The sequence below is a fragment of the Streptomyces albireticuli genome (assembly GCF_021228125.1).
Classification (GTDB): Bacteria; Actinomycetota; Actinomycetes; order Streptomycetales; family Streptomycetaceae; genus Streptomyces; species Streptomyces albireticuli.
Genome location: NZ_JAJQQS010000018.1, coordinates 185,989 through 208,038 on the forward strand (window position 1 = coordinate 185,989; position 22,050 = coordinate 208,038).

Consider the following 22,050-nt stretch of genomic DNA (forward strand, 5'->3'; position numbering starts at 1 on the left):
GAGAGAAGCCGGGATCGGTGTGAGACTGGGAACGGAAGGGGTGATCCCCGTGCCGGACCCACCACACTCGTCCGCCGGCCCCGGCACCGCCGTCGACGAGAACCGGCTGGAAGATCTGATCGTCGAGGCGCAGACGGCCCTGCCGTTCGAACTGCCCGACCTGGCGAACCGGTGCGCCTCGGCCCTCGGCCTGGGCACCGCGCTGATCTACCTCGTCGACCTGCAGCAACAGCTGCTGATCCCGCTCGACGAGGCGTTGGAGCCGCTTCCGGTGGACCGTTCGCCGGCCGGCTGGGCGTACCGTACGGTCACTCCGCGAGTGGCCGATGCCGACGACGACGTGATGGTCTGGATGCCCTTGGTCGACGGTGCCGAACGGCTGGGCGTGCTGGCGGTGCGCACCCCCTCGCTCGACGGGGTGCGGATGCGCCGCAGCCGGATGCTGGCCTTCCTGTTCGCCATGCTGATCACCTCCAAGCGCACCTACAGCGACTGGCTCGCCGCCCGCGCCCGCACCACGACCATGCGGCTGCCCACCGAGATGCTGCGGGCCTTCCTGCCGTCCCACACCATCGGCAGCAGCAGGTGCGTCTCGACCGCGGTGCTGGAGCCGGCGTACGACGTCGCCGGCGACGCCTTCGACCACTCGGTGGTCAAGGACGTGCTGCACACCATGATCCTCGACTCCATGGGGCACGATCTGAACTCCGGCCTGACCACGTCGGTCGCCATGGCGGCGGCGCGGAACGCCCGCCGCGGCGGCGGCGACCTGGCCGATGTCGTCGGCTCCGTGGACCAGGCGCTCGCCCAGTGGCTGCCCGACCATTTCTGCACCGGTGTGCTCTGCCGCCTCGACGCGCTCACCGGGGAGCTGCGCTGGGTCAACTGCGGTCATCCCCCGCCGCTGCTGATCCGGTCCGAGCGGGTGCTCGGTGGGGTGCTGGACAGCCCTCCGCAGCCGCCGATCGGCCTGGCCGGCCAGTTCGCGCCGTCAGCCCGGCAGGTCCACGAGGCGACGCTGGAACCGGGCGACTGCGTCCTGCTCTACACCGACGGCGTCGTGGAAGCCCGCGACGCGGACGGTGCGGAGTTCGGCCTCGACCGGTTCACCGACTTCATCATCCGCTCCTCCGCCGCCGGCCAGCGTCCGGCCGAAGTCCTGCGGCTGCTCATCCACGCCATCCTCGACTACCAGCGCAACCAGTTGCGGGACGACGCGACCATCCTGCTCTTCGAATGGCGCCCGCAGTACTGGTAGCACGCGCTATCGAGCCGAGCGTCCGAACGGGCCCCAGCCTGCCGTCAGCCTCGACCACCATGCCGTCCCGCCACGGCACAGCGTGCGGGTGATCTCTCGCGCCGCTTGTGCGCGGACGCTGCGTCAGCTTCGCAGCTCCTCACCGGTCATCCCACGGAAGCGGGCCGGGGACCGGAGAATGCTGCCGTCGTCAGGGGCCGGTCGCGATCGGGAGCAGGACGGGGAGTGGATGGGCATGGGGTATCGGTGGGGCAAGGCATGGGGGTGCGCGGGCGTGGTCGTGGTTCTGGTGGCGGCGGGTCCGGTGGTGCTTCCCGCATCCGCGCGTTCCGGGGAGAGCGCGGACGCCGTCCTCAACTGTGCGGGAAGCAACTCCGTCGCGTTCTCACCGGGATTGACTTTCTCGGCGAAGCCCACACAGATCACGGGCCACGGTGACTACCACTGCGTATCGACGGATCCGTCACTGACGGCGGCGAAATCCGTGATCAAGGGTGGAGGGGAGAACAGCTGCCTGCTGTCCCGTTCGGTCACCGAGGAGCGGATCACGTGGAACACCGGAGAGCGGAGCACGGTGGTGTACGACGTGGGGGTCGTGCCGCAGCCCGCCGGTGAGGCCGTGGTGCTGGTCGCGGGCAAGGTGACGTCCGGCAGGTTCACGGGGAGGAGGGTGGCCTCTCCCGGCGTTCAGCTCACGGCCGATCCGTTGAGGTGCGGCAGCGGCGGGGTGAAGCTGATCGAGGGGCCGTCAGCGCTGGTGTTCTCCTGACCCTGGCAGGGCGGCGGTTCATCGTCAGGGCCTGCGGCCCTGCTGGGCAACCAGTTCCAGGACGGCCTCCACGTCCGCGCGGGTGCTGGTGGGGTTGATGGTGCACATCCGCAGCACGGTGACACCGCGCACCCGGGTGGTCAGGATCAGGGCCTGACCGCCCGCGCAGATGTCGCGGCTGATGCGTTCCTGGGCGGTGTCGCCGTCCCAGTCCTCCGATGCGTCGGCCGGTTGGTAGCGAAAGGTGAGGACGGCGAGGCTGGGCGCGGTGACCAGCCTCAGATCGGGGTGGGCGGCGATGAGCGCGGCAGCGTGCTCGGCCAGGTCCATGCCGTGCTCGATGGCCCGCCGGAACGCCTGGGCACCGAAGGTCTTGAGCGAGAGCCACAACTTCAGGGCCCGGAGGCCGCGGCTCTGCTGGGGCCCGTAGTCGGAGAGGTTGACCTCGTCGCCGCGGGATTCGGTGGGCTCGAGGTAACCGGTGTCCAGGGCGTGGCGTCCCAGCGCGAAGGTGGCGGGCAGCAGCTCGGGGCGGCGGAGCAGGACGCAGCCGGTCTCGTAGGGCTGGAAGAGCCACTTGTGCGGATCGAAGGTCAGGGAGTCGGCCCGCCCCAGGGCGCCGCGCAGATGGTGGCCTCGGGGGGTGGCGGCCACCGCCGCGCCGTGGGCGCCGTCGACGTGGAGCCACAGCCCTTCCCGCTCGCACAGGTCGGCGAGGTCGTCGAGGGGGTCGACGGCGCCGGTCCCCGTGGTGCCGAGGGTGGCGACCACGGCGAAGGGGCGCAAGCCCTCGTCCCGGTCCCGGGCGATCCGCCGCGCGACGGCGGGAGTGTCCAGGCGCAGGCCCTCATCGGCGGGGACGGCGGAGAGCCGGCCGCGGGTGAGACCCAGGAGGTGCGCCGCGCGCGGGACGGACGGGTGGGCCTGGGTGGAACAGTACAGACGGGCCTGTGCGCAGTCGCCGCCCAGGTGGTGGTCGCGGGCGACGGCCAGGGCGGTGAGATTGGCCAGGGATCCGCCACTGACGAGCAGACCACCGTGGCTTTCGGGCAGGCCGAGCAGTGCCTTGAGCCAGCCGAGGGTGGTGAGTTCGAGCTGGGTGGGTCCGGCGCCGACGAGCCAGGCCCCGGGGACCGAAAGGTGGGCGGCGGCGAGTGCGTCGGCCAGTACGGCCGGGAAGTTGCCGGTCGAGGGGACGAAGGCGAAGCAGCGCGGGTGATCCAGGCGGGTCGCCTCGCCGAGGGCCTGCTGGGTGACGTGGTCGAGAAGAGCGGGCAGGTTCGAGGTGCCGTGCTCGGGAAGGGGCTCGTCCAGGGTGGCCCGGAGGGTGGCGGGTGAGGGCGCGTGGAGGGGCGGCCGGTCACCGGCCGTGGTGAGCCGGTTGATGATCAGTTCGATGGTGTGGTGGCCGGCTTCGCGCATCCGTTGTTCGTCCAGCCGCAGGGGCGGCGGTCCGGCTGCTGGTGGCGCGCTTGCCGGTGGCGCCTGCGACCGGCCCTGGGCGGGGAGGCCGGGAAGACTGTCGGTGGCGATCCGGGACCGCTGGAGGAGCGTGGCGATCCACGCCATCGCGTCCGGGGCCGGGCGCGGGCGCGGTTCGAGGGCCGCGACGGGACGGCCGAACTGGGCGAGCGCCAGCTCTTGGCCGGCACTGACGGGTCCGGGGTGGGCGATGCCCCACCACAGGGCTTCGTCGTCGGCGACGCCGGCACCGGTGGGGAGGGGACCGGTCACCCCGTGGTCGGCCCTCCGGTAGCGCCCCGAGGGCGCGAGGTCGTGCACGGTGCCGTCCGTGGCGCTGTGCACCACGAGCTGACTGGGGTACGGGCCCGGGGGAAGAGCCCGTGCCACCGGATCGGGAAGGGCGGGGAGCAGGAAGGACAGGATGTGCAGACCCAGGGACGGCAGGAGTCCCGCGCCGCCCTCGACGGCCTGGACGAGGGAGACGACGGTCTGGAAGCGCGGGTTGACCTCGACGGCCATCAGCCGGCCGGCGTCTTCGACGAGGTCCAGGCCGAATACGCCGCGGAAGCCTCGTCCGCGGAGCACCTCGCCCACGCGACGGGCGGCCTCGCGAGCCTGCCCGTACAGGCCCGCGGGCAGATCGTCGGGGTGCACGAGCTGGTTGCCGCAGTGGGTGCCCCAGCCTGCGGCCAGTTCCGGAAGCCCCACCAGCTGGTGGGAGACCGCCGAGACGAGTGTGCGGTCCGGCCCCGCGCAGGCGGTGACGGTCAAGGAGATTCCGGGAGCGTGACGACTGAGCTTGACCGGCTCGTCCGGCCAGGCGTCCAGGCAGGACCGGAGGCTCGATGGGGAGTCGACGAGGACGGTCCCGCGGCCGATGAGGTTGTTCTCCCTCCGTTGGGCCACCGCCTGCGGCCAGCGGTCGTTCCAGTACGTTTCGGCGGGTTCCCGATCAGCCGCGGGGACGACCCGTGACGGCGGTGCGGGTACGCCCGCCATCGCGAACAGCTTGACGGCATGGATCTTGTCCGCGGCCCAGGCCGTGACACCGGGGTCCGGGGCGAGCAGTCGGTATCCATGGGCGCGCGCCCAGGTACGGGCGTTGGTGCCGTGTTCGGGGGCGAAGGACACGCAGAGCCGACGCGGGCCGGAGGGTGGCGGACGATGACCGGGCGTGGGTGCGGGCAGCGGCTGGAACGCGGAGACCGGCTCATGTCTCAGCCAGGTCGGCGCCGGCTGGAACGACGCGCTCAGGAAAGGACAGTGATCCAGCCACACGACCTCGCCGACCGACTCGGCCAGCAGACGCAGTCCCGCCTGCCCGTCGATACCCTCGATGTCCCCGGGCGCCCGGGAAACGTCGCTCCGGAACTCGGTCAGCTGTCGCACAGCGGTTCCTCCCGGGGAGAGCTCTGCGCGAGATGGTGCCTCAGCAGTGAGGTGCCGGAGGGCACGCAGCGCTCGCAGATCTTGACGTGACCGCTGTGATTCCGGCTTTGGGCCGCGTCGAGGGAGAGAGCCGCGTGACGGATCTCGTCGACGGGGCCGGTCTCCGGCGGCAGGTCCTTCACCGCTCGCCTGAGACGGCGCATGCCGATCGTCATCGCGCGGTGTTCCCGGTTGAAGACCCCCGAGAACCCGGGCCCGACGAAGGGAGGTCGCATGCTCGGACGGATCTCGTCCTGGTAGGCGGCGGTCGGGACGTCCGAGGCATAGGTCATGGCGGCGGTGGCCGCGTCGTACAACACCCGTAACCGTTCCATGCCCTGGACCAAAGAAGGCCCTTGGTTGTCTTGCGCGGCGGTCAAGGTCTCGTCCAGAACGGTGTTCATCGTGGCCAACAGCACGTGAAAGAGCTGATGGCCGAGTTTCCAGCGGCGCAGCGCGTCGCCCTGCTCCGCCCCGGGCTGATCGCCCTGCTCCACGCCGGACTGATCGCCCTGATCCGCCCCGGACCGCCCGGGCCCCGGACGGGCCCCCGCGAACGGTTCGTGATGCTCCGGGGCCGGGCCCGGGGTGGTACGCAGCCAGGACGCGAGTGTCGCGGAGGACGTGTACAGCAGCCCGGTGAGAATGTCGGCCCGTTGACCGTCGTCAAGGCTCGGCGCGTGCGCAAGGTCGGCGAGGACCGCCTCCTGGAGGCCCAGGCAACTCCTGGTCCATGCGCACAGGTCCGGTGGAGTCCTGAGGATGTGGAAATACCGGTCGTATTCGGCTGTCGCACCGCTCTGAGGATGTGACCGGGGAATCCGTGAGTCCTCGGGAAGGACCGCGGCTGTCGTCGACGGGCGGACGCGGGATTCGGGATTCATCGCCCACTCCTTCATGCGTGCCGGATCGATGCTCGTGCCAGGTGCTCCACGCGGGAGTGCAACCGCTCCAGATAGAGCTCGCTCTCCGGTTTCATCAGCACACTGCGCAGGATGTGGGTGTGATCACGGTCCGCGGTGACTTCCCCGTGACGGGCGGTGAAGTCGGAGGCGCCGATGCGGGCGACGCTGAGGAAGACGGGGTCTTCCTTGGCGTTCATGCCCCGCTGCATCACATCGTTGCTGGCCACGCCGATCCGGGACAGTACGGCGGGTGTGGTGCGCGGGTGATAGGTGACGATGTCGAGCTCGGGCCGCTGGTACAGCTCCAGCACGGGTGATTCGTCGATCAACTCCGCCCAGCGCAGTGCGGCCCGGCGTCCGGCCGCGAGGACGGCACCGAGCCCCCGGCGCGTCAGCGGCAGCAGCTTGAGGGTCAGCCACAGGGCGGCGGCGGAGGCACCGGAACGTGAGCACTCCAGACTGATTTCCCCGAGGTGCGGACGCTGGGACGTGAAGTAGGTGTACGGGGAGTCGTGCCGGTAGAAGCGGGCGACCGCCGGGTCGCTGAAAATCACCGCCCCGCAGCCGTACGGCTGCAAGCCGTGCTTGTGCGGGTCGATCACCACCGAGTCGCAGTGGGTGACGGCCCGCCAGGGATCCCCTGTCACCAAGGCGGCCCCGTGTTCCTCGTCGGCGAGGAGCGTGAAGAATCCACCGTAAGCGGCATCCACATGGACGCGCGCGCCATGGCGCCGGGCCAACGGCACGATGAGGTGCAGGGGGTCGACGGCCCCCAGCGCCGTGGTTCCCGTGGTGGCGACGACCGTCCCGATGTCCCCCGTGGACAGCAACTGCCCCAACGCACCTGTGTCCATGCGTCCGTGGACGTCGACCGGTACCGTGTGCACCCGCATGCCGAGCAGGTGACTCATCCGGGCATGGGTGTAGTGAGCTTCGGCGCTGATGGCGATGCCCCGGCCGGGATGACTCTCACGGGCGACGAACAGTGCCTCCAGGTTCGCCAGGGTGCCACCGCTGGTGAGATGCCCCATGTGCGTCCGCAGGCCGAACATGGCCGCGAGCTGCTCGACCACCTCCTCCTCCATGGCCGAGGTGGCCGGACCACCGTCCAGCGCGTGGTTGTTGGAGTTGACGAGTATGGCGGCCAGATAGCCCGCGACGGCGACGGGGTGCGGCGGCTTGAGCATCTGCCCGGCGTAGCAGGGGTGGAAGAACGGATAACTGCCGCGCAGACGAACGCTCAGCTCCGCGAACGCCGACGCGCGGGCGTCCTCGTCCACCGCCATGGCGGGATGGGCCGCGTACTCCTCGTACTCCCGGGCCCATGCGTGAAATGCCCCCACGGCCTGCCCGAGCCAACGCTGCAGCTCCATCCCCGCCCCCAGCCACCGGCCGCCCCCCGGCCAGGCCAAGTGACCCTAGCCCAAACAAAACGCCCAAGCAGGCGATCATCGGGGCAAGTACCTGAATAGGTTGAAAGTTAGCGCCATAGGGTTGCTCCGGAGCCACTGCTCGGCCACAGCCGACTCCGGTCGGCCGTCTCCACGCGGGAGACGGTCCGGCGCCACCTCAGGGCGCCGACGACGACATCGTCCTTCGCCCACGGCCACGCCCCGCGCGCCCTGACCGCCCGCCGCCTCAGAACGTCGGCAGGCGGACGGCTCCCTCTACCGGCCGGACAACGGCACGCTGCCCGTGCTCGGCATCGAGCGCGAACGGCCGATGATCACCAACTGGAACATTTGCCCTGATCAGGCCCGACCGGATCAACGCGTCGTCAATCGGGCGTTGATCGATTCTTGAACAGCCGTTCCTAGCCTCCTTGAGGAAATCACCCCGGGCGCACCGCGTCTCCGGGGCCGCTCAAGGAAGGGGAACGGGCCTCATGCAGGCATCGACCACGAAGTCGTCCACCACGTCACTCAGGAAGTCGTCCGTATGGGGCGTCCTCGCCCTGGCCGCGCTCGGTGTCACCGCCGCCCTGCCGACGTCGGCACAGGCGGCCGCGCAGGCCGGACAGCTCGTCGGGCTCGCCGGAAAGTGTCTGGACGTCCGCGGCGGCGTGCGGGACAACGGCACGCCGGTCCAGCTCTACGGCTGCAACGGCACGGAGTCCCAGCAGTGGATGTACGTCGAGCAGCCCGGTGAGATCGGTGCCACGATGACCGCTTTCGGCAAGTGCCTGGACGTCGAGTCCAGCGGCACCGCCGATGGGACGCCCGTCCAGTTGTGGGACTGCAACGGCTCGGGTGCCCAGAAGTGGGTGCGCTACCAGGGTGACGTCCTGATCAACCCGCAGTCCAACAAGTGCCTGGACGTGCGCGGCGGCAACCCCAACGACGGCACCCCGGTCCAGCTCTACAGCTGCAACTACACCGCGTCCCAGGTCTGGAAGTTCTAGGACGACGGCGGCAGACCCCGATCCCGGACTCCAAGTCGGCGCGGCGCCAGGTCTTCGGGTACTCCGCAGGTGCGCGATGCGGGGCCTCCGTTTCTCGGTGCCCGGCCCGGTGCCGGGCCAGGACGGGGACACCTCACTGCCGTCGGACAGCGGGCAGCGGGCAGCCCCCGCTCGCCGCCACGGCCCCGCCCCTCCCGCGCGACTCCCTCTTTGAGGCCCGCCTCGGCCTGGCCGCCGTCCTCACCGTCGAACTCGGCGACCGCGAGATTGCGTCCTCCGTCTACCGCCGGCTTCTCCCCGCCGTCGGCAGCCTGGCGGGCGCCGGCAGCGGCTTCGTCACCCTGGGCCAGAGCGCCCACCACCTGGGCGCCCTGGCCCACCTTCTGGACCGCCCGCGCGCGGGCGGTGGCGAGACGTGACCATCCATCCGCCGTTTATCTCCCCTTGATCCGCGTCAGCAGACTTGGCGATGGCGGCGGCCGTCTGCGCGCGGGGACGACCACTGCCGTCGGAACGACCGTACGAGAGAGCGAGGCAGATGATGACCGGTGCAGTGGAATGCGGACGAAGACGGGGGCGTGGGCCTGCCGACTGGGCAGGCATGGTGGTAGCCCTAGTGGTCCTCGCGTTGACCGCCGGCCTTCTCCAAGCGCCGCCGGCTGCCGCGCAGGACGAAAGAAGCGCCGCGTACCAGGCCCTGATGACGCGTCTGACGGAGCGCTACTCGGCGCCGTACCGGGACAGGTACCGGGTCACCGTGCCGCGCGTGGACGGCGAGGAGCTGGGGGCAGAGAGCATTCTCGCCCTCTATACGGGGGCCAGGCCGCCGGAGGGTGACACCACTACGGATATCGGGGTGATCTTCCGGCCGGAAGACGCGTACATCGTGGGCTTCTACGTGGTGAGGGGAGACCAACGGGACGTCTGGTATCTCAACGATCAGTTCACCCGGGCGCAAAGAACGTGGCTTGAGAACTTCGCCCAAGGACAACGAGGTCGAGCGAGGCAGCTCGCATACACCAGCAACTACCAAGACCTGCGCGACCGGACAGGGCGATACGAGATGGGGGACACCGGCGGCACGCGGAGCACCTGGCCGCTGGTCAACCAGAACAACATCAACCGGGCCATCGAAGACTTCCGTACCGCTCCCACCCCCAGCCAAGGGCAAGTCAGGGAAGCGAGGGGAGCGGTGATGGTGATGGCCGTGGTGATCGCGGAGGGGCTCCGCGATTACGCCATCAGGACCAGGGTCATCCAAACACTCGAGGGAGTGCGGTATGACGCCGCAGGGAGACGGCAAGATGTCCTTACGCAAGCCGACGAGGCTGCCATCAACGCATGGGCCGCCAACAGCACCCTGGTGTCCGATGCCAATGCCGACGATCCCCAACGTTTCGCCGAGCTGACCGACCCTTTGCGCGAGGACAACCGGCTCCGCCTCGCGATCCTGAAGCGCGGCTGTGCCCGCTTCGACCCCCGGCCCCCACGGTCGATGGAATCCTCTCCCGGGCAGTGCTCGAAGACAGGGAAGCCCATTCAGGCGGCGGTCTCCATCAACGACCACGCCGACGTCCTGCTCTTCAACGGCCCGAACTACCAGCGGGTGCGCCATGCGACCGTGGTATCCGGAGGCAAGAGGATTCCCTCGTGGGGCCTGTCCGGGGGAGCGGACGCGGTGCGGAGTATCTCCGAGGACGTTCCCGCCTTGCGGGGGACGGTGTTCGTCAACGGCATCGACGCCGCGATCCGGCTTCCCGGTCACCCCAAGGATCTTCTTCTCTTCAGCGGTGACCAGTACCTCCGCCTGTCGCTCGACAAGGAGGCAGCAGGGCAGGGACTCCTGGGCGGCACCATCGCCACCGGCCCGATGAAGATCGCCGAGACGTTCCGCCCGCTCGCCGGGACCGTCTTCGCGGACGGGATCGACACGGCGGTCGCTGTCCAGGGGAACAACGCCTACTTCTTCAAGGGCGACCAGTACGCCCTGGTCGGCATCGACATCGACGGGACCGGGGACAAGCTCATCAACGGCCCGAAGAAGATAGCCGACAACTGGTCGGCCTTGAAGAGCGCCGGATTCTCCGAGGGTCTCGACGCGGCGTTCTACGCGCCCGCTCCCGGAGGCGTATGGCGGCAGGACCCATCGGGTCAGTTCCCGCCGCAGCCGACCATGAGGACGGTCTTCATCAAGGACGGCGCCTACGTCTCCATGCGGGTGAATCCCGGGACGGTGGACGACGACTACGACACCTCCGGAATGATCGACGACGATTGGGGCGGCCTGCGGCGGTCGATCTTCTCCGCGGGGGACGACGTCACGCGCATCCCCGACAGCATGCGCCGCCCGCCCAAGGAACTCCCCTCCGGCCAGTTCGAGGGCCTGGCGGGCAGGTGCCTCGACGTGAAGGACGGTGCGCGCGACTACGGCACCCCGGTCCGGCTCCACGACTGCAACGGCAGCGAGGCCCAGGACTGGACGCTGCCCGGCGACGGGACGGTCCGGGCGCTGGACCTCTGCCTGGACGCGGACCACTCCGGCAAGGACTACGGCACCAAGGTGCAGCTATGGGGCTGCAACGGCAGCGAGGCCCAGAAGTGGACCCGCACCGACGCCCATGAGCTGAAGAACGACAACGCCGACCTGTGCCTGGACGTACCCGGCTCCGTGCCCGGCGACGGGCGGCAGTTGCAGCTCTGGGGCTGCAACGGGAGCGACGCGCAGAAGTGGGTGCTCAACGCGCTGTCGGGGCAGGACAAGCCGAAGCCCGGGCCCGGCGACGCCGGCGACCCCTTCGACGACTCCGCCGACGACCGTGGCACCAAACCCGCCTCCTCCGGCGACTGCCGCCCCGAGGGCATGACCCCGGCCAAGGGCGTCTCCGCCCGCTACTGCGACGTCTACGACGACGCGGGCCGCGAGTGGGTCGGCAAGGACCGTACCCGGCGCATGGTCGGGTACTTCACCGGGTGGCGCGCCGGGACGAACGGGGACCCCCGGTACCTGGTCTCCAACATCCCCTGGTCGAAGGTGAGCCACATCAACTACGCCTTCGCCCGCGTCGACGACGACCGGATCTCCATCGGCGACCCGGGCGACGCCAAGAACCCGGCCACCGGCATGACCTGGGACGGCGCGAAGAACGCCATGGACCCGTCGCTGCCGTACAAGGGGCACTTCAACCTGCTCAACACCTACAAGAAGAAACACCCGGCCGTGAAGACGCTGATCTCCGTCGGCGGCTGGGCGGACACACGGAACTTCTACACCATGACCACCAACGGTGACGGCTCGGTGAACCAGGCCGGCATCGACCGGTTCGCCGACTCCGTGACGGAGTTCCTCGACCGGTACGGGTTCAACGGCGTGGACATCGACTACGAGTACCCGACCGCCCTGCCCAACACGGGCAACCCCAAGGACTGGGACGTCTCCAACCCTCGCCGCAAGGGGCTTCAGCAGGGCTACAACGCGCTGATGAAGACGCTGCGGGAGAAGCTGGACAAGGCCGGGTCGGACAAGGGGCGCTACTACCTGCTCACCTCCGCCGGGTCCTCGTCGGGCTACCTGGTGCGCGGGCTCGACGCCGGGCAGTCGCTCCAGTACCAGGACTTCGTCAACGTCATGACGTACGACCTGCACGGCTCGTGGAACAAGTTCGTCGGCCCGCAGGCACCGCTGTACGACGACGGGAGGGACAACGAGCTGGCCGACGCCGGCATCTACGACGACAAGGGGGCCGACACCAAGGACTTCCAGAAGCACGGCTACTTCAACGTCGACTGGGCCTACCACTACTACCGCGGCGCGCTCCCGCCCGGCCGGATCAACCTCGGCATCCCGTACTACTCCCGGGGCTGGCGCGACGTGCAGGGCGGCTCGGACGGGCTGTGGGGGACCGCGGCCATGCCGGACCAGTCCAAGTGCCCGGAGGGCACAGGGGGCCGGGGGCCCGCCAACGCGCAGTCCTGCGGCCTGGGCGCGACCGGGATCGACAACGTCTGGCACGACACCGAGGACGGCCGCGAGGTCGGCGCCGGGTCCAACCCGCTGTGGCACACCAAGAACCTCCAGGACGGCGTCACGCCGGGATATCTGGGGTCCTACGGGGTGAAGGACGGGAAGCTGACCGGCACCTACGCCGAGAAGTACTCGGACGCCCTCGAATCGCCCTGGCTGTGGAACGACGCCAAGAAGGTCTTCCTCTCCACCGAGAACGAGCGGTCCGTCGACGCCAAGGCGAAGTACATCGCCGACAAGGACATCGGCGGCGCGATGGTCTGGGAGCTCGCCGGCGACTACACCAAGCGCCCGGGCGGCGAGTGGGGCATGGGCTACGACCTCACCACCCGCCTCGACAACGCCTTCAAGGGCGCGGGCGCGTACGGCAACGCCAAGGCAGGGGGACGGACACAGCCGAGGGAGGTGATCGACGTCAAGGCGGAGCTGGTCGACTTCCCCACGGGGAAGGACGACTTCTACCCGGTGCAGCCCAAGCTGCGGATCACCAATGACAGCAAGGCGACCCTCGGCCGGGGGACCGAGATCTCGTTCGACATCCCGACCTCGACACCGCCGGTCGTCAAGGACAACGACTACAAGGAGATCAAGGGACTCACCCCGGGCCACACCGGCCCCAACGCCGGTGGCCTGAAGGGCGACTTCCACCGGCTCACGCTCAAGCTCGGCTACTGCGAGGACCTGCCACCGGGCAAGTACCGGGACATCGACCTCAAGTACTACCTGCCGGTCACCGGCCCCGCGAACGTCACCTTCAAGGTCGGGGACAAGGAGTTCGGCAGCACGGGCGACCAGCGCCGCGAGGTCGACGTCGTCGATCCGCCGGCCCCCGCCTCCGGGGACCGCTGCCAGGCGGCCGACTACACGAAGGGGCAGGTCTACCGGCCCGACGGCGGACGGCTGTGGCGGATGTACGACAAGGGGGACAAGGGCTGGATGTTCGAGTACGGCGACAGCCCCTCGGGCCGGCCGATGATGATCGACAACAACCCCGACCAGTCCCGCGTCCATCTGGTGGAGCTCGGCGAGTCGAACCCCAACCAGTACTGGCGGATCCGTCCGGCCGGAGACGGCCTCTTCACGATCGGTAGCGGCGACCGCTGTATGACCGCGGCCGACTCCCGTGAGGACGTCGCCTCGGTCGGCTGTGACGGACGCGCCGAGCAGAAGTGGAAACTCGTCCCCATCGCCGACAACGGCGGTGAGGGGGCACCCGGTGGCCCCAGGCACAACGGCCTGTTCAAGCTCCGCTCGGCCGTCGGCGACCACGACGTCGAGGTCGCCAACGGCACGACGACCCGGGAGACCCACATCGTGAACGGCGACCCGTCGGCCTCGACGGCCGCGTTCGTGAAGCACGACGGCTGGTACTGGTACGCCCAGTGGTACACCACCGTCGCCCCCGGGCAGGCCGAGTCCAACGGCGGCAAGCCGTGGAAGAAGCTCGGTCCCGCCGCGTAGCGAGCAGGGTGGACAACGGTGGCCCGGCGGAGCGACAACGCTCCGCCGGGCCTTTTCCGTCATTCAATTCGACGGCGCCCGTACGAGGTGGGCCCGGGCAGAAACCGCCCCCTCATGGGCGCTTCCCTCACACCTCACCCCCAAAGTGCGGTCCCCCACCACATAGGCCCCTCACCTGCACCTTCCTAGGAGCCGGACCGCCGCGACAGTCACCCACCGTGCCCCAGTGGAAGCCGGCGTCGCGGCGCTCGCCCGCCGCATGGCCGGCCCGTCGGGGCGGGGCCGTCCCGCCGCGGGGTATCGATGTAGCGAATTGCAGAATTTTGCAATTCACTACATGATGTCTTCGCTGTGTCCGTAGGTAGCCGCGGGCACAGCACCAGACGCTGCCCCGGACGGGGGCAGGTGAGGCGAGAGGCTGAGGGTGTCGTGCCGGTTCCGCTGTATCAGGTGAAGGCCGAGTTCTTCCGGATGCTGGGGCATCCGGTGCGTATCCGGGTGCTGGAGCTGCTCCAGGACGGGCCCCTGCCCGTGCGGGACCTGCTGGCCGCGATCGAGATCGAGCCGGCGGCACTCTCCCAGCAGCTGGCGGTGCTGCGCCGGTCGGGCATCGTGACCTCCGCGCGTACGGGTTCGACGGTCGTCTACGAGCTCGCGGGCGGGGATGTGGCCGAGCTGATGCGCGCGGCCCGCCGCATCCTGACCGAGATGCTCGCCGGGCAGCACGAGCTCCTCGAAGAGCTGCGTGAGGCCGAGGTCGCCACGCAGTGAGTGCCACCGTGACCGCCCGGGGCCTCTCCCGGTTCCGTGGACTGCTGCCTGCCCGTGCCGACTGGGTGTTGATGGGGCGCGACCCTCGCCGGGATCTGCTGGCGGGTCTGACAGTGGCGATCGTGGCACTGCCACTCGCCCTGGGGTTCGGGGTCTCCTCCGGCCTGGGCGCCGAGGCCGGGCTGGCCACGGCCGTGGTCGCCGGCGCGCTGGCCGCGGTCTTCGGCGGGTCGAATCTCCAGGTGTCGGGGCCGACCGGGGCGATGACCGTGGTCCTGGTCCCGATCGTCGCCCGGTACGGGCCCGGCGGCGTCCTTACGGTGGGTCTGCTCGCCGGCCTGATGCTGATCGCGCTCGCGCTCGCCCGCGCCGGGCGGTACATGCGCTACGTCCCCGCCCCGGTGGTGGAGGGCTTCACCCTGGGCATCGCCTGCGTGATCGCCTTGCAGCAGGTGCCGAACGCCCTGGGGGTGGCCAAGCCGGAGGGCGAGAAGATCCTGGCGGTGACGTGGCGCGCCATCGAGGCGTTCGTGAAGTCGCCCAACTGGAGTGCGCTCGCGCTCACGGGCGCGGTGGCCGCGGTCACGCTGCTGGGCGCACGGTGGCGGCCCACGGTCCCGTTCTCGATCCTGGCGGTGACGGGCGCGACCGTCGCCGCGCAGGTCGGCCATCTGGGGGCTCGTCCGATCGGCGACCTGCCGGCCGGGCTGCCCGCGCCGTCCCTGGCCTTCCTCGACCCCGGTGCGCTGGGATCGCTGCTGGCGCCCGCCGTGGCGGTGGCGGCGCTGGCCGCGCTGGAGTCCTTGCTGTCGGCGTCGGTGGCGGACGGCATGACGGTGGGGCCCAAGCACGATCCGGACCGGGAGCTGTTCGGGCAGGGCCTCGCCAACCTGGCGGCCCCGCTGTTCGGCGGGGTACCGGCCACCGGTGCGATAGCCCGTACGGCGGTGAACGTCCGTACCGGCGCGTGCTCGCGGCTGGCTTCCCTCACCCACGCCGTGATCCTGGCCGTCATCGTCTTCGCCGCCGCCCCGCTGGTCTCGCGCATTCCGCTGGCCGCGCTCGCCGGTGTGCTCATCGCGACCGCTATCCGCATGGTGGAGACGGCGAGCCTGCGGGCGATGACCCGTGCCACACGCTCCGACGCGACCGTTCTCGTCCTGACCGCCGTCGCCACCCTGGCCCTGGACCTGGTCTACGCGGTCGTCCTCGGCCTTCTGGTGGCCGGCGCGCTCGCCCTGCGGGCTGTGGCCGGGCAGGCCCGCCTTCACCGGGTGCCACTGGCCGCCGACCTGCCCGACGGCCACAGGGCAGAGGACCACGCGCTGCTGACCGAGCACATCGTGGCGTACCGGATCGACGGACCGCTGTTCTTCGCCGCCGCCCACCGCTTCCTGCGCGAACTCTCCGAGGTCGCCGACGTGCGCGTGGTGATCCTGCGCATGTCCCGCGTGAGCACCATCGACGCCACCGGCGCCCTGGCCCTCAAGGACGCGGTGACCGAACTGAACCGGCGCGGCATCACCGTCCTGGCCTCCGGCATCCGCCCCGGCCAGCTACGCGTTCTGGCCTCCGTCGGCACCCTGGACCTGCTCCGGCCCCACGGCCACGACCACCCCACCACGCCCGAGGCCCTCGCCGCCGCCCGCGCCCACCTGCGCGGCACCGGGCTGCCGGCCGTCCCCGCCCAGCCCGCACCCGCACCCGCACCCGCACCCGCACCCGCACCCGCACCCGCACCCGCACCCGCGATCACCGAGGAGCCCTCTCGATGACCACCGCCCCCTCGCCACGCCGCATGCTCGACGTCTCCGGTGAGGAAGCCTGGTACATGCTCGGCGGTGCCTCACAAGGCCGCCTCGTATACGAGCAACGCGACGCCCTCGCCGTGCGGCCCGCCTCACACGTCCTGGAATACGGGCGTCTGGTCATCCGCGTCCCGGCCCCCGGCGCCGCGTTCTCCACCCGGATCAGCGTCACGTACCACTGCGACTACCTGCACCCCAATACCGGCACCGGCTGGGCGGTGACGGCGGGCGGCCTGGCCGAGGTGGTCACCGACCGGGACGAGGCCGCCCACTACCGGCGCACCCTCCCCGGCTGGGCCCACGGTCCCCACGACATCCTGCTGCGCATTCACCCGCAGACCGTGACCGGCTTCCGTTTCGCCCACACCACAGCCCCGGCCCGGACGGGCGGCGGCACGGGTGGGTCCGCGGCCTCGTGAAAGCACCCGCCACCCTGCCGTACCGGCACGTGCTGACCCTGCCGACGGTCCCGGCCTCGGTTTCCCTGGCCCGTCGCACCGCCCAGGTGGCCTATTCCGGCTGGGACATCCGCCCCAGCCGCCACGTCCTGGACGCAGCCCTCCTCATGCTGAGCGAGCTGGTCACCAACAGCGTCCGCCACGCCGCCGTCGCCTCGCCCCAGCTGACCGTCACCTACGCCGCCGGCCAGGACGCCCTCGCCTTCGCCGTCCACGACCGTCACCCCCACCGGCCCGATGCGGCGTCCTTCACGGACGGCCCCGGCGGGCTCGGTCTCATCGGCGAACTCACCACGGAACTGGGAGGCGCCTTCTCGGTGCTGCCGGATGCCGACGGCGGCGGCAAGAACATCTGGATCGTCCTGCCGACCCGGCCCGGGCAGCGCGGTACCGGGTCCACCGAAAGAAGCGTGCGAGGAACATCATGACGATCGAGTGGTCCTACACCGTCCATGACAGCCTGGGTGTCCTGGCGCTCTCCGGCTACCTCGGCGCTCAGGCCGCGGGTCGCTTCGGCGGTGCCGTCGGCTGGGCCGCCGCCCGCGGCACCGGCCCTCTCATCCTCGACCTCGCCCGGCTCAACGGCTGGTCCGTGGCAGGACAGCACGCCATCGCCGAGGCCGCCCTCCACCTCACCGCCCACGGCCGGCCGCTGGCACTCGCCGCGATCCCCGCCGACGGCTCCCTCGTCCCCGACGCGGCACAACCCCCCGTGCCCGTCCACCCCGACCTGACGGCTGCCCTGGCCTCCTACCGGTCACCGGCAAACACGTCAGGACAGCGGCAATGGCACACCACGGCCTGGCCCCAGGACACACCGCGGGTCAACTGACCCCCGGACAGCACTGCGGTCCGCACTCGGCGGCCGGGGAGAGACCGCCGAGTGCGGACCATGGGCCCCTGTGCGCCGACGCGCACAACCTCACACCGGTACAGAACCCGCTCTCGCCGTCCGGCTATTTGTCCGCGTGGCCGCCGAGATAGAACAGCAGCCAGATGAAACCGGCGAAGAGGTGGGTGACGAAGACATAGACCAGCACCCGCAGGGCGACCTGCCGTTCCGCCCGCTTCTCGCCCGCCTCCCCGGAGGCCGACGGGGACGGGGGCAAGGGCCGGTCGGAGGCGTCATCCGTCATGACGGGTTTCCTTCCTCGGACATCACGGGGACGGCCGGATTGTCGCCCGAGCCGTCGCGCGGGGTGGTGGGCACGGTGACGGGGCGCACGCGAACCCCTACCCCTGTCCTGGAGGCCCAGGCGACGAGGGAGCGGATCTCCTGCGCGTCGGCCGTGTGCGCGGGCCGGCTGCCGTCGGGGTGCAGGTAGGTGATCTCAAAACACACGGGAAGCGACGCGCCTTCCGTAGGAGCTCAGCTCGTCGGGCACCTGGAACCGGACCAGGACCACCTTGCCGCAGCCGTGCGCGGCAGGCTCCACGCCCAGCGCGCCGCCGTACGCGGCCGCCAGGTCACTGACGGTCCGCAGCCCTTCCCCCATCGCCTCGGGGGACAGGCGGGGAAGCCGCGGGTCCTGATCCGCGACACCGATCACCAGCTGCCCGGCCCCCACCGCGATGGTCACGTCCGCCGTGGGGGACTGTTCGGCGGCGTGCCGTACGGCATTGGCGACCAGCTCGCTCACCACCAGCAGGACGGCTCCGGCGAAGGCCGTATCGGGGCGGAGCCCGTACTCGGTGAGCGCCATGGCGGTGTCACGACGTGTCTGCCGCACCGCCTCCGGAACCAGCGGAACACTCAGCAGGCGCCGCCACACAGGCGAGGCCCCCCGCGCACAGGCCACCGGCCGCGTGCGCCTGCGGTGCCACGTCACCGCGCGGCTCCCGTCTCCGCGTCGCGGAGCTCTTCGAGGAGCTCGTGCTGCCCGGCGAGCATCTCGGTCAGGATCCGGCGAGCCGCGCGCATCAGCTCGGCCACGTCCCCGCCCGCGAGCTCGTAGACGACGGTGGAGCCGGCGCGGGTGGCGGTGACGATGCCCGAGCGGCGCAGCACCGCCAGCTGCTGGGACAGGCTGGACGGCTCGATCTCGATCGCGGCCAGCAGGTCCCGCACGGGCAGGGGCCCGTCCTGGAGCAGCTCCAGCACCCGGATACGCACCGGATGCCCCAGCATCCGGAAGAACTCCGCCTTCGCCTGATACAGGGGAACCGGCGCCTTCATGACCGCTCACCTTCCATGTCCACACCGTTCTCACGAGCCAGACGCAACGCGTCCTCCAGCTCATCCGCCGCCACCGCGAGCGCATACGCGTCCCCGGCCTCCCGCGCGGCCTCCACAGCCGCCCCCGCCCGGCGCACCCGTGCCCGCGCCGCCTCGACGAACCCGCCCACCCCGAACCTCCGCACCCGGCACAGCTTGACCACTACGGCAACTAATGAATTGAAGAACTCTTCAAGTCTACCGCTCCAGGGGCGACCCGGCTCAAGCCGGCACACGTACCGACACGTAGAGAATTGCACATTTCTTCAATTCGTCATTCTTGCGGGCCCGGGGCTACAGTGGCGCCGTGACCGAGAACCTGCCGCCGTGCCCCGAATGCTCCAGTGCGTACACCTATGAGATGGGGGCGCTCCTGGTCTGCCCCGAATGCGGCCACGAGTGGACGCCCGCGCCCGCCGGGGCCGCGGGTGACACCGAGGACGGGGTGATCAGGGATTCGGTCGGCAATGTCCTCGCCGACGGCGACACGGTCACGGTGACCAAGACCTTGAAGGTCAAGGGCCACCCGACCGGGATCAAGGCGGGCACCAAGGTGCGCAACATCCGCCTCGTGGAAGGCGTGGCAGGCCACGACATCGACTGCAAGATCGATGGGTTCGGCGCCATGCAGCTCAAGTCCAGCGTGGTCAAGAAAGCCTGACCCGCCACGGCGACACAGGGGGCGGCGGCCAGGGCTCGTGGGCGGGCCGCGGAACGGGACCGTGGTGCCTGGGCCATCCGTGATGTCAGTGGCGCCTGCGACGCTGCCGGCATGACACCGTGGAATCTGCTTGATCTCGACAGGGCCCTGCGAGCGAGTTGGGCCGCCGATACCTGTTCCCCGGACGACCTCGCTCGCGCCGGCTGGGAACCGGGGAACCCGGCCTGGGGCCACTGCGACATCACCGCGTTGATCGTCCATGACATCTTCGGCGGCGACCTGGTCGTGGGCGAGGTGCGTCTCGACGGAAACCAGCAGGGCTTTCACTGGTGGAACCGGCTGCCCAGCGGTGTCGAACTCGATCTGACGCGAGAACAGTTCCAGTGCGGGCAGACCATCACTGCGGACCGTGCCGTCGAACGCCCGCCGGGCCCTCTGCGTCGCTGGGACGAATACCTTCTTCTGCGCAGGCGCGTCATCGAGCGCCTTGGCGATCTCCCGGAGCCGGCCGTTTGATCGGGGCATGGTCAGCCGACCGGGGTGAGAGGGTGACGCCCTGGCGCCTTCCTCTTGCCCTGCCGATGCCGTCGCACGTCATTGACCTGCCATCACGGCGTTCAGAAACACCTTGTACCGGGCCGTCCGCTCCGTCCACAGCGCGTCCGACGCGCACGTGTCCACGGAGAACTCCCCGCTCCGCTCCGCCTCCCGCAGATGGAACGCCACACGCGCCACACGCTGCGGCCGGAAGAGACGACCGTGATCGAAAAGGCGGCTCACGGGACGAGCACGTTCCGCGAAGCGACTGGTATTACTGGTGGATGCAGGAAGAGACCGCACGTTCCGCGATCGACACGTTCATCTCAGCGTTCAACGCCTCGGACGACAGCTATGTGACTGTTCTGCTCTCCCAGGCCCTGACCTCGGACGTGGTGTTCTGGGGGCCGTTGGGGCGCAGTGAGGGGATCGAGTCGGTCGAGCGGTTCGTGCTGGACATCCGACGGCATCCGGCGGGTACGGGAACGATGGTGCGCTGCTCGGCGGTGGACATGCCGGGCGAGTGGGCCCGGTACCAGTGGGTTTTCACCACGCCGGACGGAGGCCCCCGCCTGGCGGGAACGGACGTCGTCCATCTGCGACGGAGCCTCATCGACCAGGTCATCGTCTTCGCGGGCGAAATCGAGCCGTCCGCCTCCTGAGCCGTCCTTCTCCGCCGGCCTGGTTGGCCGGGCGGCTGCGGTGAGGGGCCAGGAACCGTTGTTCGGTGCGGGCCCGCCTCGGTGAGTCGGCGCCGCCAGGTGCTGTGCTCAGGCTGGTCGGGGCCGGGGGTGACGTTGGCGAGCGGCGAAGCAGGCGGCGGGTGGCTGAGCATGGTGCCGTTGTGCCACACACTCCACGTCGCGGCTCACGGGCGAGCGGCCGCAGTCCGGGAGGGGTAGATCAGCTCTGGTCGCCCAGGTCCCGGCGGGTCAGGCGACGGGACCTGCCGAGCCGGCGCCGGACGGCTGCCGGGTCCTTCTCCGAGCGGCCGACGCCACGCACCTTGTGCGGTGCGCACAGCGTGCAGCAGCCCTTCCAGCGCCGGTGCGGTGAGTGTGCCATCGTTCGAGTCCTTTCCCAGACGCCCCGCCTTGGGGCCGGTCTGGCTCGAACAACAGCGAAGAAAAAGTCACTACGGGCATGAAGGCCATCCTCCCCCACCGGCAGAGTCCACCACCAGCCGGTTCTCGGGGGCGCCGCGGCGTATGACTCGACGGTGGGCTCCCCGACCCGCCCCGGAGAGAGCCGCCTGGTCTCACCGCGCGCACCAAGTAACGCGCCGGCCTGGGCCGTCCCTCGTTCGGACGGCCTCGGCCCCGCGTGCGCTGCAGCGGCCCGAACCAGGTGCCCGGGCGTGCGTGCCGGGCCACCAGGAGCCGTCCGGCCTCGCCGTGCGGTCCGGTTTCCCCCTGCTTCCGACCCCTTGACGGTCTCCATGTCTACCGAGGGCCCCGCCGGAGCGGCACCCATACGAGAGAGGTGCGCCGCCGAAGCGACGCACCCCGCCGGTTAGCCGAAGAACACCGAGTGCACGGTCGTCGCTCCGCCGTACGCGCCGCCGGTGTTGGGCGGCAGCGTGTCCTGCGGGATGGTGCAGGCCTCGTCCCGGTAGAGCGTGGCCACGGTGTCCGTGAAGTTGTCCACCACACCGGCGCCGCCCGGCATGACGATGCACTCGTCGTCCGACGGGTTGTCCAGGACCATCCGGAAGCCGGTGTCGGCCCGGTTGTAAGCGAACCTGCCCGACGCCGCCTGGGCGCTGGTTGAACCGTTCCGACTTCTCTGCCGCTCCGTTGTGAGCTAGCAGAGAGGATGGGCGCCATGCCCAAGAAGATTGACTCAACGCTTCGTAGCCAGGCTGTGCGGCTGGTGATGGAGCATCGCGCGGAG

Annotated in this window: 22 protein-coding genes; 12 read left to right on the top strand and 10 right to left on the bottom strand. The window is 70.3% G+C overall.

Features of this window, described 5'->3' with window-relative positions; genetic code table 11:
• Window positions 1-40: 40 nt before the first annotated feature.
• Both LUZ64_RS28675 and LUZ64_RS28680 read left to right on the top strand, forming a co-directional pair.
• The gene (locus LUZ64_RS28675; protein ID WP_372478751.1) at window positions 41-1,258 is read left to right on the top strand and encodes a PP2C family protein-serine/threonine phosphatase; all 1,218 of its coding nucleotides are present in this window, start codon (window positions 41-43) and stop codon (window positions 1,256-1,258) included.
• Window positions 1,259-1,493: 235 nt separating this feature from the next.
• Window positions 1,494-2,027 carry a hypothetical protein gene (locus LUZ64_RS28680; RefSeq protein WP_143593262.1) on the top strand — a complete coding sequence of 178 codons (534 nt, stop codon included), beginning with the start codon at window positions 1,494-1,496 and terminating at the stop codon, window positions 2,025-2,027.
• A gap of 24 nt (window positions 2,028-2,051) precedes the next feature.
• Here the strand turns inward: LUZ64_RS28680 and LUZ64_RS28685 are convergent, their stop codons facing one another.
• From LUZ64_RS28685 to LUZ64_RS28695, 3 genes are read right to left on the bottom strand one after another with little or no spacing between them, the layout of a single operon-like run.
• On the bottom strand, window positions 2,052-4,880 hold the full coding sequence (locus tag LUZ64_RS28685) for a pyridoxal-dependent decarboxylase (RefSeq protein ID WP_095582442.1): 2,829 nt from the start codon (window positions 4,878-4,880) through the stop codon (window positions 2,052-2,054).
• Window positions 4,868-5,803 carry a 3-methyl-L-tyrosine peroxygenase-related protein gene (locus LUZ64_RS28690; protein ID WP_095582441.1) on the bottom strand — a complete coding sequence of 312 codons (936 nt, stop codon included), beginning with the start codon at window positions 5,801-5,803 and terminating at the stop codon, window positions 4,868-4,870. The genes LUZ64_RS28685 and LUZ64_RS28690 overlap by 13 nt, the downstream gene beginning before the upstream one ends.
• A gap of 11 nt (window positions 5,804-5,814) precedes the next feature.
• On the bottom strand, window positions 5,815-7,197 hold the full coding sequence (locus LUZ64_RS28695) for a pyridoxal phosphate-dependent decarboxylase family protein (protein WP_095582440.1): 1,383 nt from the start codon (window positions 7,195-7,197) through the stop codon (window positions 5,815-5,817).
• Window positions 7,198-7,709: 512 nt separating this feature from the next.
• Here LUZ64_RS28695 and LUZ64_RS28700 point away from each other — a divergent pair.
• The 7 genes from LUZ64_RS28700 (at window position 7,710) to LUZ64_RS28730 (ending at window position 17,576) form a co-directional block, all read left to right on the top strand.
• Entirely contained in the window at window positions 7,710-8,225 is a 516-nt protein-coding gene (locus LUZ64_RS28700) for an RICIN domain-containing protein (RefSeq protein ID WP_095582439.1), read from the top strand.
• Between the two features lie 700 nt (window positions 8,226-8,925).
• Entirely contained in the window at window positions 8,926-13,707 is a 4,782-nt protein-coding gene (locus tag LUZ64_RS28705) for a glycosyl hydrolase family 18 protein (protein WP_170116807.1), read from the top strand.
• 429 nt (window positions 13,708-14,136) lie between these two features.
• Window positions 14,137-14,478 (top strand): ArsR/SmtB family transcription factor, encoded by a 342-nt coding sequence (locus tag LUZ64_RS28710; protein ID WP_095582437.1) that lies wholly within the window; start codon window positions 14,137-14,139, stop codon window positions 14,476-14,478.
• Between the two features lie 71 nt (window positions 14,479-14,549).
• Complete coding sequence (locus tag LUZ64_RS28715; protein WP_232398934.1) at window positions 14,550-16,253, top strand: SulP family inorganic anion transporter; 1,704 nt, start codon at window positions 14,550-14,552, stop codon at window positions 16,251-16,253.
• On the top strand, window positions 16,250-16,705 hold the full coding sequence (locus LUZ64_RS28720) for a pyridoxamine 5'-phosphate oxidase family protein (RefSeq protein ID WP_095582872.1): 456 nt from the start codon (window positions 16,250-16,252) through the stop codon (window positions 16,703-16,705). The genes LUZ64_RS28715 and LUZ64_RS28720 overlap by 4 nt, the downstream gene beginning before the upstream one ends.
• Complete coding sequence (locus LUZ64_RS28725) at window positions 16,702-17,172, top strand: ATP-binding protein (protein WP_095582861.1); 471 nt, start codon at window positions 16,702-16,704, stop codon at window positions 17,170-17,172. Before LUZ64_RS28720 ends, LUZ64_RS28725 begins: the two co-directional genes overlap by 4 nt.
• Complete coding sequence (locus LUZ64_RS28730; RefSeq protein WP_095582862.1) at window positions 17,169-17,576, top strand: STAS domain-containing protein; 408 nt, start codon at window positions 17,169-17,171, stop codon at window positions 17,574-17,576. Before LUZ64_RS28725 ends, LUZ64_RS28730 begins: the two co-directional genes overlap by 4 nt.
• 124 nt (window positions 17,577-17,700) lie before the next feature.
• On the opposite strand, the gene LUZ64_RS28735 is transcribed toward LUZ64_RS28730, so the two are convergent.
• The 5 genes from LUZ64_RS28735 to LUZ64_RS28755 are packed head-to-tail and all read right to left on the bottom strand — an operon-like array spanning window position 17,701 to window position 19,123.
• Window positions 17,701-17,853, bottom strand: a complete 153-nt coding sequence (locus LUZ64_RS28735) for a DUF6126 family protein (protein ID WP_372478752.1) — start codon at window positions 17,851-17,853, stop codon at window positions 17,701-17,703.
• A 23-nt stretch (window positions 17,854-17,876) separates the two neighbouring features.
• The gene (locus LUZ64_RS28740) at window positions 17,877-18,086 is read right to left on the bottom strand and encodes a hypothetical protein (protein ID WP_095582864.1); all 210 of its coding nucleotides are present in this window, start codon (window positions 18,084-18,086) and stop codon (window positions 17,877-17,879) included.
• On the bottom strand, window positions 18,076-18,543 hold the full coding sequence (locus tag LUZ64_RS28745) for an ATP-binding protein (protein WP_372478753.1): 468 nt from the start codon (window positions 18,541-18,543) through the stop codon (window positions 18,076-18,078). The genes LUZ64_RS28740 and LUZ64_RS28745 overlap by 11 nt, the downstream gene beginning before the upstream one ends.
• 26 nt (window positions 18,544-18,569) lie before the next feature.
• Window positions 18,570-18,920 (bottom strand): ArsR/SmtB family transcription factor, encoded by a 351-nt coding sequence (locus LUZ64_RS28750; protein WP_095582865.1) that lies wholly within the window; start codon window positions 18,918-18,920, stop codon window positions 18,570-18,572.
• Window positions 18,917-19,123 carry a hypothetical protein gene (locus LUZ64_RS28755; protein WP_095582866.1) on the bottom strand — a complete coding sequence of 69 codons (207 nt, stop codon included), beginning with the start codon at window positions 19,121-19,123 and terminating at the stop codon, window positions 18,917-18,919. Before LUZ64_RS28755 ends, LUZ64_RS28750 begins: the two co-directional genes overlap by 4 nt.
• Window positions 19,124-19,266: 143 nt before the next feature.
• Between LUZ64_RS28755 and LUZ64_RS28760 the strand changes: the two genes are divergently transcribed.
• The 3 genes from LUZ64_RS28760 to LUZ64_RS28770 all read left to right on the top strand — a co-directional run bounded on the left by LUZ64_RS28760 (window position 19,267) and on the right by LUZ64_RS28770 (window position 20,819).
• Complete coding sequence (locus tag LUZ64_RS28760) at window positions 19,267-19,620, top strand: zinc ribbon domain-containing protein YjdM (RefSeq protein WP_095582867.1); 354 nt, start codon at window positions 19,267-19,269, stop codon at window positions 19,618-19,620.
• Window positions 19,621-19,731: 111 nt separating this feature from the next.
• Complete coding sequence (locus tag LUZ64_RS28765; RefSeq protein WP_095582868.1) at window positions 19,732-20,136, top strand: YunG family protein; 405 nt, start codon at window positions 19,732-19,734, stop codon at window positions 20,134-20,136.
• A 305-nt stretch (window positions 20,137-20,441) separates the two neighbouring features.
• Complete coding sequence (locus LUZ64_RS28770) at window positions 20,442-20,819, top strand: hypothetical protein (protein ID WP_095582870.1); 378 nt, start codon at window positions 20,442-20,444, stop codon at window positions 20,817-20,819.
• A gap of 241 nt (window positions 20,820-21,060) precedes the next feature.
• Here LUZ64_RS28770 and LUZ64_RS28775 read toward each other — a convergent pair whose 3' ends face one another.
• The gene (locus tag LUZ64_RS28775) at window positions 21,061-21,222 is read right to left on the bottom strand and encodes a hypothetical protein (RefSeq protein ID WP_170116841.1); all 162 of its coding nucleotides are present in this window, start codon (window positions 21,220-21,222) and stop codon (window positions 21,061-21,063) included.
• A 447-nt stretch (window positions 21,223-21,669) separates the two neighbouring features.
• Window positions 21,670-21,864 (bottom strand): hypothetical protein, encoded by a 195-nt coding sequence (locus tag LUZ64_RS28780; protein ID WP_095582871.1) that lies wholly within the window; start codon window positions 21,862-21,864, stop codon window positions 21,670-21,672.
• Between the last annotated feature and the right edge of the window lie 186 nt (window positions 21,865-22,050).